General features: G+C 52.9%; 12 protein-coding genes. 2 read left to right on the top strand and 10 right to left on the bottom strand.

Annotated features, from left to right (window positions below):
• Positions 1-24: 24 nt before the first annotated feature.
• From E0F26_RS10470 to E0F26_RS10440, 7 genes are all read right to left on the bottom strand, one after another.
• Positions 25-1,677 carry a BatD family protein gene (locus E0F26_RS10470; protein ID WP_279241607.1) on the bottom strand — a complete coding sequence of 551 codons (1,653 nt, stop codon included), beginning with the start codon at positions 1,675-1,677 and terminating at the stop codon, positions 25-27.
• On the bottom strand, positions 1,658-3,418 hold the full coding sequence (locus E0F26_RS10465; RefSeq protein ID WP_279241606.1) for a VWA domain-containing protein: 1,761 nt from the start codon (positions 3,416-3,418) through the stop codon (positions 1,658-1,660). Before E0F26_RS10465 ends, E0F26_RS10470 begins: the two co-directional genes overlap by 20 nt.
• On the bottom strand, positions 3,415-4,407 hold the full coding sequence (locus E0F26_RS10460) for a VWA domain-containing protein (RefSeq protein ID WP_279241605.1): 993 nt from the start codon (positions 4,405-4,407) through the stop codon (positions 3,415-3,417). Before E0F26_RS10460 ends, E0F26_RS10465 begins: the two co-directional genes overlap by 4 nt.
• Entirely contained in the window at positions 4,400-4,855 is a 456-nt protein-coding gene (locus E0F26_RS10455) for a DUF4381 domain-containing protein (protein ID WP_279241604.1), read from the bottom strand. The genes E0F26_RS10460 and E0F26_RS10455 overlap by 8 nt, the downstream gene beginning before the upstream one ends.
• Positions 4,852-5,778: a DUF58 domain-containing protein gene (locus E0F26_RS10450; protein WP_279241603.1), complete on the bottom strand. Its 927-nt coding sequence runs from the start codon at positions 5,776-5,778 to the stop codon at positions 4,852-4,854. Before E0F26_RS10450 ends, E0F26_RS10455 begins: the two co-directional genes overlap by 4 nt.
• A gap of 10 nt (positions 5,779-5,788) precedes the next feature.
• Positions 5,789-6,745, bottom strand: coding sequence for an AAA family ATPase (locus tag E0F26_RS10445; RefSeq protein WP_279241602.1), 957 nt, complete (start codon positions 6,743-6,745; stop codon positions 5,789-5,791).
• Between the two features lie 179 nt (positions 6,746-6,924).
• The gene (locus E0F26_RS10440) at positions 6,925-7,068 is read right to left on the bottom strand and encodes a hypothetical protein (protein WP_279241601.1); all 144 of its coding nucleotides are present in this window, start codon (positions 7,066-7,068) and stop codon (positions 6,925-6,927) included.
• A 72-nt stretch (positions 7,069-7,140) separates the two neighbouring features.
• On the opposite strand from E0F26_RS10440, the gene E0F26_RS10435 reads away from it, so the two are divergent.
• Complete coding sequence (locus E0F26_RS10435) at positions 7,141-7,443, top strand: hypothetical protein (protein ID WP_279241600.1); 303 nt, start codon at positions 7,141-7,143, stop codon at positions 7,441-7,443.
• A gap of 210 nt (positions 7,444-7,653) precedes the next feature.
• Here the strand turns inward: E0F26_RS10435 and E0F26_RS10430 are convergent, their stop codons facing one another.
• From E0F26_RS10430 to olsF, 3 genes are all read right to left on the bottom strand, one after another.
• Positions 7,654-8,139: a CIA30 family protein gene (locus tag E0F26_RS10430; RefSeq protein WP_279241599.1), complete on the bottom strand. Its 486-nt coding sequence runs from the start codon at positions 8,137-8,139 to the stop codon at positions 7,654-7,656.
• A 268-nt stretch (positions 8,140-8,407) separates the two neighbouring features.
• On the bottom strand, positions 8,408-9,715 hold the full coding sequence (locus tag E0F26_RS10425) for a DEAD/DEAH box helicase (RefSeq protein ID WP_279241598.1): 1,308 nt from the start codon (positions 9,713-9,715) through the stop codon (positions 8,408-8,410).
• A gap of 312 nt (positions 9,716-10,027) precedes the next feature.
• Positions 10,028-11,767 (bottom strand): bifunctional ornithine lipid synthase OlsF, encoded by a 1,740-nt coding sequence (olsF, locus tag E0F26_RS10420; RefSeq protein ID WP_279241597.1) that lies wholly within the window; start codon positions 11,765-11,767, stop codon positions 10,028-10,030.
• Positions 11,768-12,125: 358 nt separating this feature from the next.
• Here olsF and E0F26_RS10415 point away from each other — a divergent pair, with 358 nt between their 5' ends.
• Positions 12,126-15,293: a TonB-dependent receptor domain-containing protein gene (locus E0F26_RS10415; RefSeq protein WP_279241596.1), complete on the top strand. Its 3,168-nt coding sequence runs from the start codon at positions 12,126-12,128 to the stop codon at positions 15,291-15,293.
• The last annotated feature ends 35 nt before the right edge of the window (positions 15,294-15,328 follow it).

Below are 15,328 nucleotides of genomic sequence, written 5' to 3'. Positions count from 1 at the left end.
CGGTGACGGGCCATGCTTCATGGCTTAAGCGGTAGGGTAGAGTGCTCGGGATTGCGTCGCGTTATCCTCAGAGAGCCATACCGACTCGCTCGCTACAGCGCGATAGAGGGCAGCTCCCCTGGACCAACTTGAATTCTGGGGTGAGTAGAGACTCTGCTCTAAGTTATCAATCTCATCTTTTAAGCTGCTTGAGCAGAGAGATTTTATCGCCTCAAATGTCCTGACAGGACGCCCCGCATGTAATGATGCCCAGCGAACCAGTAAGTCTCGAGTTTTTAATCCGTCGTTTTGTCCCGTGCTTGCTTTCAGCGCCGACATTAATGGACGTAGGGTCTCTTCGACATTGTGAACGGGCTCGGAGCTCGCCTTAATTCTCGTAGCACGCCACAACAACAAGCTCAGTATAAGGGCGAGACACCAACCCGCCGCGGCAACGAAGCCTATCCACGAAGGCAGTTCGCCTGCGGCTCCTTTTTCGGGCGCTGTAGCTAGGGCTATATCGGGTATGGTGACGGCTGGGCTACCCACCGAAATTGTCGTCGAGGGCAGTACGGCGTATTCAAGACTATTGGTTTCTGTATTCCACCAAGGGACCCTCACTTCAGGGAGTGTCCATGAGCCGGATCCGCTAGCGACAAGCGCTTCGCTCCGGGTTCGTTTACCAAGAAAGCCCTCTGTTCGCTCTATTTGATCACTCGATTCTTGATCGGGGTAGACACGAATTCCCGTTATCGAGCCACTCTCGCTCACACTGGTTATGGGCGGTAGCTGGCTGCTAAGAAGCCCATCTGCGGTCAGCGAGAGTGTTCGCGTAGTGGAGTCGCCCACCTCCATAGTTTCCGGCGGTTTTGACCATGACTGCGTTAGCTCAAGTGAGGTCGCAGGTAGCCAGATACTGCCGGGGAACGACTCAGGTACAGGTTGTATATTAATTGTGACGGGGTCTTCGGATAATCGAAAACGTTTGCCCAATCTCGCTCCAAGTAGGGATCGTCCGGGCAGTACCTCTCGCGCAGTTAATGCCAAGGCGGGAATTTCGAGTGTGCCTCGCTGTTGAGGGTAAATGGCGTATCGAAGTTGTGTCACTCGCCAGAGGCGGCCATTGATCTGCCGTTGAAAATTCCGGCGTGTAAGCTCTTCTACAATGGCATTTTCGAGCTCTAGCTGTGTTACCTCCGCACCGTCGAGGTTGATAGCCTGTTCTATGGTGACGGTGAGGACAATTTGCTCCTGGATGTAAACGGATTGCTTATCAATATCGATGCTGAATCTCACCGAATCGCCGCCCCCAGCACTTACAGTTTGTGGGTTCACCGTGACACCAATCGGGGTGGTTCGCTTTCCGCCTGTACTGAGCGCCGGAATCGATAAAAGACCGTCACGCAACGGAAGAAGATCAAGCGTGAGTGTGCGTGTCGTACTTCGCGACCCATTGATAAAGGATGTGTTGGTCGAGCTACTGCTACTGAGTATCTCCCAATCAAACTGTAGCGCTGCAAGGTCCAGCTGATCCAACCGCTCGCTCGCATCACCCGTAATAGTGAGCCTTAAGGACTCCCCCATACTGATCGTTTTTCGATCCACGTCTGAGCGAATCTCGGCGCTTGCTAAAGAGCTCAGAAGCGTCAAGGTCACGAGCGAAATCGCCACTAAAACCCTACCAGCGAACGTCGTCATCAGGTTCCTCTCCGTTTCTTAGGCGTTGAATAGTTTGATATCGAAATTTTCTGCGCAACAGGCCGCCTGGGTCATCCGGTACGCGACGCAGCCACTGCTCAAGCGCTTGCTGTTCTTCGAGAGCTTCATCAAAGCGCGCCATCTGCTCTTGTGTGGCTTGCTCTAGCTCAGACATCTCCATGTCTTCACTCATTTCCCCTTCAGCCCCGGGCTGCGCGTCTTGGTCACTCGGCTGTTGATCTTGCGACTCTGACTCTCCCTCTTGCGACTCACTCTCACTTTGCTGATCTTCTGCTGATGAGTCACTCTGAGCGTCTTGGGAGTCACTCTGATCCTCGGACTGATCGCTATCACCGTCTTGTTCGGTGTTCTCTTGTTGCTGCTGTTCTTGCTCAAGAAGTGACTTCACAAGCTCTCGATTCGCAATGGCGTCTTGCTTGTCTGGTTCAAGTTCAAGTGAACGATCGTAGCTACTGATGGCACCTTGTAAATCGCCGGCAAGCGCCAGCGCGTTCGCACGATTGTAGAGTGCATCGGCTGAGTCCGATTTGCCGAATTCTGCCGACGCTGATCTGAAGTCACCCGCGGTGTAGTGAGCCGTACCGCGCCAGTCCGTGTTTTCAAAAAGTGTAGCGGCTCTTTCTGCCTCACCTGCTTCGAGTGCTTTTGCACCCTTCTGGTCGGGTGTAGACCAAAAGTTGTCGAGAACGCTCGCGTCGCTCGTGTCTGCATGCGTTATGAAGAGACCCGCGAGGAGGGCGCTCAAGGCACCTCTGCGAAAAAGCGGCAGCATCATTAGCGCGGCGAGGGCGGCGAGCCAAAATCCCAGATCAATCCACGTATCTGTTTTCCGCTCAAGTGAGTCCTCCGCGGTGATACTTGATTCATTACCCGCCAGTAAGTATCGAATGTCTGACTCATCCACAGAGACTTCGGCTGTTTTAGCGGCCAGTTGTGACGCTATTCGCTCAATGACCTCTTTATCGACAGACGGAATGACGATTTGATCGTCGCTGTCGCGAAGGAAGCCCCCCTCGGGCAGGGGAATGGGCGCGCCCGTTGTCGATCCAACGGTCAGAATACTCAAAGTGGCATTTACACTGCGTAGCGCATCGGCTGCCTCACTGACCGAAAACTTCGGCAGACCATCTGTTATAAGCAGAATATTTCCGTTTGTAAGGCCTGCTGTTTCCAATAGTCCGGCGGAGAGTATCAATGCTTCGGTAGCGTTCGATCCCTGAAGCGGCATGATATCGGGTGACAACGCGCTCAGTAGGTTTTCGATAGTGCGCGCATCGTCTGTTAATGGCGTGACGACATGCGCGTCACCCGCGAAAACGACCATGCCAGTAACACCCTCGGCACGTGTATCCAATACATCCATAATTTTCTGGCGCGCACGGCGCACACGACTTGGCTGTGTGTCCGCTGCCCACATGGACTGACTCAGATCTAACACGATAACCAGCGCATCTGACTTCTCAAAAACGGGTAGCTCAGCTCGCTCAAACGAGGGCCCTGCAGCGCCTATGACAAGGATGGGTAGCGCGAGCCACCAGAGTTGCCGCAGACGATTTCCACGTGTGCCTTCCTCGGAAATCAGATGCGGGAGAAGATCGCTGTCGATCGCTTTGGACCAATCTCCGCCGTGTACCTGCCGGCGCCACGCAATGAGCAGAAGGGGCAGTATGGCGGGTAAGAGCCATAAAAGCTCTGGACGGATAAGGTGAATATCCATCATGACGTGGCACCGACATTACGTGGCGTAAGACCAGTCAACACACCACCCGTCAGCAGTACTAGGCTACCCAGCAGCAGCCCTGCAAGCATGGCCCAGTAACTCAATGATCTTCGTGGTCTAAAGGTGCTCGCATCTTGTTCGACGGGCTCTAACTGATCAATGATGCCGTAAATGGCTTGCAGTTCCTTGGGGTCTCGCGCGCGAAAGTATTCGCCGCCGGTAGCCTCTGCAATCGCCCGAAGAAGGGCCTCGTCTACCTCTCCGCCCCGGGCACTTGTGGTGCCCAGATTTCGACTGATGCCGATGGTGTATACCTTCACATTTTGCTGCGCTGCCAGTGCTGCGGCCTCAATTGGCTCAACACTGCTCGCTGTGTCTTGACCATCGGTTAGTAAAATAAGCACGCGGGACGCTGCCGGTCTGTCGCGTAGGCGCTTGATAGCAAGGCCTAAGGCATCGCCGATCGCGGTGTCCTCGCCCGCAAAGCCAAGTTGCGCCTCTCGAATAAATTGCGTGACCGTCGTCGTATCAAAGGTCAGCGGTGCTTGAACGTAGGCCTTAGATCCGAAGAGGATTAATCCCACGCGGTCACCCACGCGTCGCTCGGTAAAGTCGGAGGCGATTGCCTTCACAGCCTCGACACGAGAAATAGTTCGATTCCCTACCTGCATATCTCTAATTTGCATGCTCCCCGACAAATCAAGGCTGAGCATGAGATCACGTCCTGTATTGGGGAGTTCTATGGGCTCACCTACCCACTGTGGACGGGCAATAGCTGTGACAATACATACCCAGGCAAGAAATAACCCCACAACACGCAATGTGCTGACTGATGCCGATACTCTTCCTTCCCCTTGGAGTCGCTGCCAGCGCGCACTAAACGGCGCGCGAATAGCCGCTCCCAATGACTCTGATGCAGGCGGTAGGAGTCGAACCAAAAGCGGCAGCAATAGCAACGTGAAAGCCCAGGGCCAGAGAAAATCAAGCACGCGGCACCTCATGCTGTTTCATCCAAAGGCGGGCATGATGCCAATCGGCGGAAGTGGGGTGATCAGGTTCCGCGTGATGAACCTGAGAGAGAATGCTCAGTGCTTTTTCGTCAAGTTTAGTGCAGGTTCGTCTAAGAAACGTTGGCCAGTCATCACCTGAGAGTCCCGCGACACCACTGGGGTCGTAGACTTTCACCGCCGTTGCTTTGAGTGCACGACTAAGCATTTGGATATCGGCTGCTTGTGTCTCTAATTCGTTTAGCCATTGCAGGCCCTGACGCCGATAAGCGCCGCGTTGATATCGGCGAAGCGCGAAAAAAATAAGTAATCCAATCGCAATACTAACCAGCGCAACAACAAGCCACCAGCCCGGCGCCAAGGGGAAGAACCCGATGGTGCTCGGAGCCCGCAGCGGCTCGAGTTGTTCTAGTAGCTGCTCTGGATTCATCGTTTTGGAAACACCCTTTGCAACAGTTCGTTGGGATTTTCACTGGTATCAACCGTTACCAATGGGACTTGATAGCGTCGAAGGTAATCTACGACTGCAGCTTGGGACTTTTCGAAGTCAACTTTGTATGCGTTGCGCAAGCGTTGCATCGATGTGTCAATCTTAATCTGTTTGTTACCGTCTGTTAGCGCGTATCGCCCTGATGGTGGTAGCTCCGCATCCAAAGGGTCGGTTATTTTGAAGCAGACCACTTGTCTGTGGCTCACGATATCGCGGAGCGTCTTTTCGACCGTTGTGTCCGAGAGTAGGTCGGTAAAGTCACTTATCACCATAAGTCGAGCACCGGGCCGCGAAAGGCTTTTTAGCTGACTCAAGGCGACGGACCATGTATCTGGGGCATCATCACCGAGTGAAGCTGAGGGCGAGGGGGCTGACTCCATTAGGCGCAACAACCGCAAGACGGATCGTTTTGATCGCTGCGGTTTTATTTCGACGAGACCTGAATTCGTCATGGCGATACCACCGACGCGTTCCCCCGCATCGAGTCCCGCCCATGCGAGCACAGAGGCGATGTGCGACGCTAGAACGGTCTTGAAGCAATTTTTGGAGCCAAACCACATTGGGGAGCGGAGATCGACAAGCAGCACAATAGGTTGCTCGCGATCTTCCTGAAATAGCTTCGTGTGGGGATCGCCCGAGCGTGCGGTAACGCGCCAGTCAATCGAGCGTACGTCGTCTCCCGGTGCATAAAGCCTCACTTCCTCAAAGTCGACACCCCGTCCGCGTTGGCGAATTTTACGGCGCCCGGCAAGCAGCGCGAGCGCTTTTGATTGCGCGTTGATATTAATCGACTGCGCGACGTGACGACCTTCTATGAGTCGCTCTGCCGAGACTTTGTGACCTTTGGGGAGAAAATCCAACATGCAAGCTAACTCACGCTACGGGAACGAGATCCAGCAACTTATCGATGACACTGTCGGAGGTGACGCCCGCAATTTCGCCGTCGTAACTCACCACAAGCCGATGTCGTAATACATCGTAGGCCATGGCTTTCACGTCATCGGGGCTTACGAAGTCCTTACCTAAAAGCCAGGCATGGGCCCGAGCGCACCGGTCGAGCCCAATGGTGGCCCGCGGTGATGCGCCGTATTCGATCCAACTCGCAAGTTCCGCGTCATACGCCTCGGGCTGACGGGTGGCCATGATGAGCTGGACGATGTATTCCTCAACCGCGTCAGACATGTGGAGCTTTAACACCTCTTCACGTGCAGCGAAAACAGTCGCCTCGGATACTTCGGGCTGATCAAAAGATTCACCTGTCGATGCTTCCCTGCGCGCCAGTTTAAGAATTTCTCGCTCCGCGCTCGAATTGGGGTAATCCACTTTTACGTGCATCAAGAATCGGTCGAGCTGCGCTTCGGGTAGCGGATAGGTACCTTCTTGCTCGATGGGGTTCTGGGTCGCCATCACCAAGAATAACGGTGGAAGAGGGTAGGTTGTCCCCCCCACACTCACTTGTCGCTCGGCCATTGCTTCCAACAGCGCGGATTGCACCTTCGCAGGCGCGCGGTTGATTTCATCAGCGAGGATAAGGTTGTGGAATATAGGTCCGGCTTGGAACTCAAAGGTCCCAAGTTGTGGCCGAAAGATATCAGTTCCGGTGATATCCCCGGGCAGAAGATCCGGCGTGAACTGAACACGATGAAAATCGCCTTCAACGCCCTCGGCCATCATCTTAATGGCGCGGGTTTTAGCAAGTCCCGGAGCCCCCTCAACCAATAGGTGACCGTCGGCTAGTATAGCGATGAGCAGCTTTCTAACGAGGTCTGCCTGACCAATGATTTGTTGACCGAGCCAGTTTTCTAGACCGGATATTGCAGCGTGTGTCATGTGTTCCTTACCTACAGCGATGTCCCCGAAAACATGGGGCTATTCTGAGACAAACTCAAGTACTCAAAGTTTCGCTCAATGAATTATTAACGACATTATCGGGTAAATTCGTGAGTTGCGTCGACATAGATTATTTCTTTGGCAGATTCAGGATGCGAAACCCCTGTGCTGGGACGGATTTACCTTTCGCTGGGTTCATTCAGGGTTGAGCTATTTTCGACTTCTGCGCCGTTATTGACGTCGCCGATTGCGTCTGCCTCTCGAATGGAAGAGCGAGGAAGATACCCTTGGGCGCCGCCGTCGAAATTTTCATTTTTGGTCATATTGGTCATCGCCTGAAATCGACATCACCGAGAAACTGCAATAACTGCTTCGCTTTGCGGACAAAACCCCGTATGTTGCGCGCGTCTCGGGTGCTGCAACGCAGATATCCATCGTCCACCGATACCTCTGAGTCCGCCACCATGAATCGACTAGAAAAACTCAAAAACGACCTCTACAGTTTTGAGGAACTGGATACCTTGGAGAAAAACGCGGTCAAGCTGCGTGATCAAGAAACGCTCTCACTCATTACACTGAGCCGCGCATCCAAAAAAGCAAAAGGTGAGAAACCCAAGAGCACGGTCGACGCCAACGGTGTGCCGCTCACCAAGCGTGGCCGTCGAGACGCCAAAGCGGGGCGCCAGAAGAATGTCTAGCGCGTCTTACTAGGGCTCGGACCGCAACCAAACGCATCCACCAGAGGCTAACCGCGAGGAGTTGGGAGAGTCGATATCAAGACGGATGTTGCGGGTTCGTGGGGCGAGCAAAAAAGGTGAAGCAATAGGTATCGAAACGCTCAGTACCCGCCAACCGATATCACGTAATCTCAACAACCAGTCCTGCGCATTCATTGCGCTGATAGCGGCTTATTCGAACAGAAACTCTAGCTTATCTAGTTGCAGTGCGAACGGGCCATCCTGCCCATCGGCGATAATAATGCCGATTGACCAAACCGAGCCTAAATCCACCTCGCCGACAGCCATGGGCCGGCCGAATAACGATGCTCGCAGTCCGTTGAGTTCAATTCGGACGTTCTGCCACTGACCTTTTGGAGACGTTGAAAAACCGGCCTGATAACTCACGGAACGCCCTCTCACTTGCTTATTATCCCGCAATGTCAGCCGGTACTGGCGTCCATCGCCCTTCAGGCGCAGGGATACGGCCTTAGCGCCGAGGAGCTCTCCCACCTCAATGGTTCTGCGAATGGACGCAAACCCGCCCCCTTGGGTGTTGATTGATCCCTCGAATTGCAGACGCCCATCACGCACGATGACCTGGCCCAGCGAGCGACCTCCCATAACGTTGTCATTGACCGCGCGCCAGCCGCGGTCGTTTTCAAAATTATCTAACATCACGGTTTGCCCTCGCGCGCTTGATGCACCTGCACCTAAAACAACAGTTAGAAAGCACGCGCACAGCCAAAATAGGAGCGAGGCACAGGCTCGACGTCGCAGTTCGACACTCAGTTTTCCTCGACCGCTTGCCGTGCGCGATGGTGGCACATCCGACGGCACCACTCTTAACCCTAACGCAGCGGGTTGCGAAGTGGACGATACAGACCGTACAGACAATTCGTTCAACAGTGTTACCCCTCTGGTCATTTAAGCGCCGGCCTAAACATTATGCTGCGCGCCCACGACCGTTGCGAGATCGACCCTGCTTTTGACCAGCCGACTTAGCGCCGCGACCCTGAGCACTAGAGCGCTTGCCCCCGGGTTGCCGATCATTGGCTTGGCGGCCGTTGCTTCGGCCTGTACGACCGTTTTGAATGGGTTCTGGTTTAATGGTGGGGTCCACGTCGTAACCCGGTAATTTCACTTGCTCAATTTTGGTGCCGATGAGCTTTTCAATGTCGCTCAACAGCTTTAGCTCGTCGACACAGACAAGTGAGATGGCACCGCCTGTCTGTCCTGCACGTGCTGTACGACCGATGCGATGCACATAATCTTCAGCCGAATTGGGCAGTTCGTAGTTCACAACATGGGGAAGCTTATGAATATCAATACCGCGGGCTGCGATATCAGTGGCCACCAGCACGCGGACCGCACCGGACTTGAAATCGGCCAGAGCTTTAGTGCGAGCCCCCTGAGATTTATTTCCGTGAATTGCCGCGGCCGAAATACCGTCGGTTTCGAGTTGCGTCGCCAATCGATTAGCGCCGTGCTTGGTCCGCGTAAAAACCAATACTTGTTGCCAATTATTCTCGCCTATTTGTTGTGACAGCAACTCGCGCTTACGACGCTTATCGACGGGATACACCACTTGACTGACACGCTCGGTAGTCGTGTTCTCCGGTGTGACTTGAATCTCGCTTGGATCGTTCAGGAAATCAGCGGCAAGGCGTTTTATCTCGGAAGAGAACGTGGCGGAGAAAAGCAGCGTTTGGCGTTGCTTGGGTATGATTTTTACCACCCGACGAATATCATGAATAAACCCCATTTGAAGCATGCGATCGGCTTCATCGAGTACGAGCGTTTCAATTCTTGATAGATCTACGCTGCGTTGCTGAACGTGATCGAGCAGCCGCCCGGGTGTTGCAATGATTATGTCGACGCCTCGAATAAGTTTTTGCTTTTGCGGATTAATACTCACCCCACCAAAAACGACCGCCGAACGAAAGTTGAGGTAACTGCTGTAGTCCCGAACACTCTCGTGCACCTGTGCAGCGAGTTCGCGCGTCGGCGTTAGTATGAGTACTTTGGGGTAACTCTTGTGTTTGGTATTTGGGTACTTTCTCTGAAGTTGTTGCAGCAGCGGTAGTGTGAAACCTGCGGTCTTGCCAGTGCCTGTTTGAGCACCGGCAAGTAAATCTTTGCCTTGTAATACCAGCGGGATGGCTTTTTGCTGGATTGGGGTGGCTTCGCTGTAGCCTTTTTTTTCAATAGCACGCAGCAGTTCCGACGACAGGTCGAGGTCTTTAAAATACACAGATCAATATCCTAATAGGTGGTCTTGCGGATCGTCTTGCCAAGCTACAGTCAACCTATGACGTAGAGGCTCGGCCCAGACTGGGGTTGTTAGGTAACGAGCCCTAAAGGAATCTAGGGCTGGGATAGGTGCAGACCGAAGGGCACCTGATAGGCGTAGACTTGCAAAGTTTTGTGAGGATGGGAAGCGATGCGGGCGGACTCTGGTATTTATGCGCGCAAAAACCGAGTGAATGACTCTCACGAGGGGGTCATCTTGAGTTTCCTGCGCCATCTTTAAGGTTAGAGAGGATTCTGACTTCGTATGAGTTTTTTAGCTTTGCTCTCCTTCATAACACCAGTCGTGTCCCAAATAACGGGCTTTTTTCTTTGGTTTCAGCAGGGTGAGATCCGCGATGACAAAGCCATCAACGCAATCACCAAAGTCCGGGTCTCGATTAAAGGCGCAAAAGGTAACACCAGTTTCCTCGGTTGTTTGTGAGTAGTGCTTGTAAAGCGTCGGCACCTTCAAACCCTCCGATGCGAGGTAATGTTTTAAGGCCTTGAAGTCCTCGTCTCGGTCGATTCCGAAAAATTCGGTATCAAGCTTTGCTTTGACCTCATCGGAAATAATGAAAGGCGTTCTAGGATGCACCTCAACGGGAAGGCTGTTGTAGTTTTCTGAGTAGAAATACGCGAGCCGCGCTATGGCCTCTGGGCTGTAAAAGCGCGAGATAGATGTCGCGCCAAATAGGTATCGAATGTGAGTTCTTTTCGATACGTAGGCGCCGATGCCATACCACAGGTAATCGAGCGCGTTGCGCGTTTGATACTTTGGCTGAACAAAGCTTCGACCGAGTTCGAGTCCTTGTGCGAAGTAGCACTGCATCGAGGATGAAAACTCAAAAAGCGTGTTTGTATACAAGGCCGAGACTCCGCCTCGTTCAGTTAGTAAGCGCGCATCGCCCAATCTGTAGGCACCGACAATCTCCAATTCACCCTCGTCCCAAAGGAATAATTGGTCATAGGTATCGTCGAAACTATCGATATCTCTTGGCGCACCTGACCCTTCGCCGACAAGTCTGAAGGTCATTTCTCGGAGCCTGCCTATTTCGCGCATGATGCAAGGTGATTGCTGGGCCGTCGTTAGGAGAATGCGCTTACCGTCGGGCGTTGTACCTAAACGCTCGCAGAGCGAAACCTCACGCTTAATCAGCACTGGCGACTCCGGCGGGGCTACCGTTTCCACTGAGTCAAAAATCGGTTTGCGATTTCTCGCCAGTCGGTAGACATGTTGTTTAAACATATCCGCCAAGGTCGTCGCGGAAAATTTGTTTGCCGAGTAAACCTCGTACGGGATAGCGCTTCCTATGCGGGCATCGATTGTGTTGTGACTTTGCTTAAACATCTCCCTAATGAGCCAGGCCGTGGATAACGGCTTTGCGAGGAAACTCAGGCTGTAAAAGAAGACAGAGTTTCGACCACCCACGAAGATCGGCAGGATCGGTGCCCTGGTGGCGGAGGCAAGCTTGATAAAACCACTTTGCCAGGCCGGGTCTCGAACACCTTTGGCGCCGAACCGCGAAACCTCACCTGCAGGGAAGATCAACAGCGCAGACTCATCGTTGAGATGCTCTTTTATCGCTAACAAATGCTTGCGGCCGGTTTTTCCCCCCATGTTGTCGACAGGTAAGAGAACGGGGTGTAAGCGTGTTATTTGCATCAGCATGTTGTTTGCAACAACTTTTACATCAGGTCGTATCTGCCGGATAAGGCGGAGGAGAGCGAGCCCGTCGAGTGAGCCTATCGGATGATTCGCAACGATCACTACCTTACCGGTGGTGGGGATCCGTGCTCGCTCGGATTCTCGTGTACGGAGTTGGAAGTTGAAAAAAGTGAGCGCCGATTCAACAAAGTCAAAGCCCTCACTCCCTGGGAATTCACGATCAAACTGTTCGAAACGTCTTTGAAAAAATAAAAAGTTCAAAGCATTTCCAGCAATACGGGCAAGCCTTGAATGGCGACTCGCGAATTCAGGAAAGTACTGCTGCACTAAGTTTTGAAAGTTAAGCATCCATAACTCCGCTGCTTTAGGTCGCAGATCTCGTCATGCTGAACACAATCTGGGGTTTCAAACCAGCCGGAATTTTTCCCGTTACCGGACAGATATGAAGCGCAGTGCATCCGCATGATGGTCACGTGGACTTTAACCGGATTGGCGTGCAGTGCATGTGAAGTTTTTGTGACGTTGTATTGCCCTTACAGGCATATAAGACTCGAAAAAACAATGTGTTAGCGGTATTTGATCATCTTCGACTTAACGGTTGTCATAAAACAATCATCTTTCAGCAAGGAATTTGTAATCTGCGGTTAATAAAGTGCTCGCCCAAGCCACTCTGAAGTCGAGAGTGTTAATCGCTTGAGGAGCACCGATGATAAAAAGTACGTTAGCGCGTCTGCTGTTGATCACGGCAGGGTTGTTGTTACCCCAACTAGCCACGGCCGAGGATGAACTTTTACTTTATGTTTTCCAAGGCGGCCAGCCTCAGCGCTCAGCGACGATTACGATAGACGGTGAAGTCGCTGGCACCACACGACTGGATGGGTCATTCACGGCAGACCTTAATGCAGGCGGCCACGTTGTGGCTGTTGACGCGAGCGGTGATCAACGCGTTGTTCGCTTTGCCCTGGAATCAGGCCAATTAGCCGATGTCGTGATCGAATTAGCCCCCGGCTCATCGCCGCTTGTCGATGTGTACGGTAGTAGAGAGTCTGCTCCTGAGCGACGCGATCAACCCAAAGGAAGTCTAGAAATTACAGTGACAAGAGATGGCTCGCCCGTAACGGGTACTGTCGTCAACTTGTCCAACGGTGGGGGACGAGCGGCCTCCGATGAGGACGGTGTAGCAACGATTGAGGCGCCACGCGGGCGCTACACAGTAACTGTTGATGGCAATCGCTACACCAGCCGCGTTTTCGCCGGAGTGACTCGAGGTCTCTCGGTCAGGCTGGCGAGTGAGTCTATCTCTTTTGAGCTGGAGCGGCCGCAGTTAGAAGAGGTGGTGGTTCTGGGTAGCTTTGATCCCGGCGCCTTTGAGTTAAGCGAGCGAGACACAGGCAATATTGTCGACACACTTGGCGTGGAGCAGCTCGCGCGTTACGGAGACAGTGATGTGGCGGCATCGATCGTACGCGTTCCTGGTGTATCAGTGCAGAACGATAAGTATGTGGTGATTCGGGGTTTAGGTGATCGTTATGTCACGGCGAACCTCAATGGCTCTGCCATGCCCTCAACCAACCCTTCTCGACGAACGGTTCCATTGGACCTCTTTCCGTCAAGTTTTGTAAATCAGCTAGACGTTAAGAAGACCTATCTGGCGTCAATGCCGGGTGAGTCTACTGGCGGCAATTTGGTGATAAACACCAAGACGTTCCCTGATGAGGCCTTTATTGACTTGTCAGTGCAGTTGGGCGGCGTTACAGGCCTTACTGGAAGCTCGGTTGCTGTTGACGCGCTGGAGGGCGATTCGGATTTTCTGGGTTGGGATGATGGAACGCGAGAAGAGAACGGAGCAATTGCAGCTATTGCCGACGCGCTCAAAGCAGGGAGCATTACTGACAGCGACGGCAATACCTTCGTTGTGGATAGTTACATTTCTGGTCAACTTCGACAGTCAGCTGGTCTTCTGATGATGGATGGCTGGGATGCCGACACTGCGTCTGTGACGCCGGCTATTGATTTGGGTATCTCTGCTGGTGATGTCTTCTACATCGGCGACGCTGAGATCGGCTACTTTGCTGCAGGCAGTTATGCCAATAGCTGGAGTCAACGACAGAATGGCATCCGCCGGTCGTACGGCGGTGGCTCTGACATCGTGGCGGACGACTTCACCTATCAGACAGCGACCAACAACATTGAAGTCAGTGGTTTGGTTTCAGTGGGCGTGGGCATTGGAGATAGTACCTATGAATGGAACACCATTGTCTCCCGCGTGACGGACTCTTTCGTTGAGCGCTACGTGGGTGTCGAGGGTGACGAGTTCCGGTCCGTTGTGGGCACAAGTGTACAGTGGGAAGAGCGTCAATATGCCTCGACTCAGGTCGCCGGATCGCACTTTCTCAACGAATCCGGTTCATTGTTCCTCGAATGGCAAGCAACCGTAAGCCAAGCTGAACGCGATGTGCCTGATCGCCGCAACTCTTCGTTCATTGCAAGTCAGTCGCAGACACTGGGCAGTGACCTGGTCGCCGGGTTTGATTTTAGTGCAACGAATGCATCACAGGGTGACTTGTTCACAGGCTTCTTTTTCAACTACGGCGGTAGCAATCGACGCTTCAATAACTTGGTCGATAACAACGACGAACTCTCATTCGATCTGACATGGGATGTTTTCGACGATGGCGACTCGTTTAGTTCATTGAAGATGGGACTCAGTGCCATTGAGCGCGATCGAGAGGCAGAAGCGGCCATTTATGGCTACTCCACGATCTTGGCAGGGGACATATTAGCGGCGCCTAATGGGGTCGTCTCGGACGTGGTTTACGCGGCGAGTAATGACCCATCCGTTATAGGTGGTGTCCAGGGTTCAGTGACGCGCGGCCTCACCTTCACGGAGTCAACGCTTCCCTCTGATAATTATGGTGCGGACCTTACCTACAACAGCGCCTACGCGCTCTATGACCATACGCTTGGGTTGGAATGGCAGGTCATCACAGGCATCAGATTTGAGGAGTACGTTCAGACTACCGAGACTTTTAGCAGTTTCAATGGTCAACCCGTGGAGTCTGTTATCGATGAAATCACGCCACTGCCGCATTTTGGCGTGAACTGGTCGTTTACCGATGATCAACAGCTTCGAGTCGCATTGAGTGAGACGATTGCGCGTCCAGACTTTAAAGAGACGGCGAATGCCTACTACCAGGATCTTGAGTTCGGCGCTCAGGTCTTTGGTAATCCATTTCTCCAAACCTCTTCCATCACCAATGCCGATATTCGCTGGGAGTGGTACTTCGACGAGGACGCAGGTAACAGCATTTCCGTCGCTTTATTTCACAAAGAAATCGAGGACGCTATTGAGCGAGTCGTGATCGCAGCTTCGGGCACGGCAGCCAACGCGCGTACGTTCCAAAACTCTGATCTTGCAGAACTTAACGGTATTGAAGTCGAAGGGCGGATTTCATTCTCGCTCTCGGACGACTTTGACTCCGAGATCTTTATCGATTTCAACGCGGCATCTATCGAGTCCGAAGTTGACATCGGCGGCGGCGTGATTCGCGCTATGCAGGGTCAACCCGACTACACAGCCAACATTGTCTTTGGCTACGACGATTTTGCGGCAGAGCAGCAGGTGACTTTATTGCTCAACCAGAACGGTAAAACGGTTGCCGATCGCGGAATTCAGGGCGCAGCAGATGTCATTTTAGAACCACGACTCGACGTGCAATTGGTCTATCGGTGGGACGTTAACGAAGCGCTATCAGTGCGCGCAAAGGTTAACAATTTACTGAATGAAGATTACGAGTACTCGCAGGGAGGCAAGGTTTTCCAGCAGTACGAACGAGGAACAAGTTTTCAAGTCGGTATCGACTGGAAACTTTAGAGCAGCACCAAACCAGCGAAAACCATTTCCATTAG

Source organism: Candidatus Paraluminiphilus aquimaris (assembly GCF_026230195.1).
Classification (GTDB): Bacteria; Pseudomonadota; Gammaproteobacteria; order Pseudomonadales; family Halieaceae; genus Luminiphilus; species Luminiphilus aquimaris.
The sequence above is the reverse complement of the archived record's forward strand: the minus strand, read 5'-3'. Positions and strand labels throughout refer to the sequence as shown.

What these genes read in the sequence shown, in the direction of transcription:
- E0F26_RS10430 (WP_279241599.1), bottom strand. Translation starts at nt 8,139, where the DNA reads ATGTTAGATAATTTTGAAAACGACCGCGGCTGGCGCGCGGTCAATGAC.
- E0F26_RS10445 (WP_279241602.1), bottom strand. Translation starts at nt 6,745, where the DNA reads ATGACACACGCTGCAATATCCGGTCTAGAAAACTGGCTCGGTCAACAA.
- E0F26_RS10455 (WP_279241604.1), bottom strand. Translation starts at nt 4,855, where the DNA reads ATGAATCCAGAGCAGCTACTAGAACAACTCGAGCCGCTGCGGGCTCCG.
- E0F26_RS10435 (WP_279241600.1), top strand. Translation starts at nt 7,141, where the DNA reads ATGTTGCGCGCGTCTCGGGTGCTGCAACGCAGATATCCATCGTCCACC.
- E0F26_RS10440 (WP_279241601.1), bottom strand. Translation starts at nt 7,068, where the DNA reads ATGACCAAAAATGAAAATTTCGACGGCGGCGCCCAAGGGTATCTTCCT.
- E0F26_RS10415 (WP_279241596.1), top strand. Translation starts at nt 12,126, where the DNA reads ATGATAAAAAGTACGTTAGCGCGTCTGCTGTTGATCACGGCAGGGTTG.
- E0F26_RS10465 (WP_279241606.1), bottom strand. Translation starts at nt 3,418, where the DNA reads ATGATGGATATTCACCTTATCCGTCCAGAGCTTTTATGGCTCTTACCC.
- E0F26_RS10470 (WP_279241607.1), bottom strand. Translation starts at nt 1,677, where the DNA reads ATGACGACGTTCGCTGGTAGGGTTTTAGTGGCGATTTCGCTCGTGACC.
- E0F26_RS10450 (WP_279241603.1), bottom strand. Translation starts at nt 5,778, where the DNA reads ATGTTGGATTTTCTCCCCAAAGGTCACAAAGTCTCGGCAGAGCGACTC.
- olsF (WP_279241597.1), bottom strand. Translation starts at nt 11,767, where the DNA reads ATGCTTAACTTTCAAAACTTAGTGCAGCAGTACTTTCCTGAATTCGCG.